Raw genomic sequence first — 340 nt, 5'->3', positions numbered from 1 at the left:
CCGCAGCACCGCGTTCGCGAAGCCGAGCCGACCCCGGTTGCGGCGGCCGAGCAGCTCGACGGTCGCGTGCACGGCGGCGTGGGCGGGCACGCGCATGCGGCTCAGCTGGTGGGAGCCGATGCGGAGCGTCGCGAGCGTCTCGGCGTCGATCTGCTCGACCGGGCGGCCCGCGGCGTCGGCGATGAGCGCGTCGTGCTGCCCCTGCCAGCGCAGCGTGCCGTACGCGAGCTCGGTCGCGAAGGCCGCGTCGGCGGGGCTCAGCCGCGCTTCGCGGATCCGCGCGGGCAGCAGCAGGTTGGCGTACGCGTCGTCGCGGGCGACCGCGAGCACGACGTCGCGC

Annotated in this window: 1 protein-coding gene; it reads right to left on the bottom strand. The window is 77.1% G+C overall.

What is annotated here, in order from left to right; all coding sequences use genetic code 11:
- On the bottom strand, positions 1 to 340 hold a 340-nt coding region (locus NWP09_RS13400; RefSeq protein WP_309137130.1), incomplete at both ends, for a transcription antitermination factor NusB.

It is taken from the genome of Agrococcus sp. HG114, from assembly GCF_024723325.1.
GTDB lineage: Bacteria > Actinomycetota > Actinomycetes > Actinomycetales > Microbacteriaceae > Agrococcus.
Note: the sequence above shows the minus strand (reverse complement) of the source record. Positions and strands in the feature narration are given on the sequence as shown.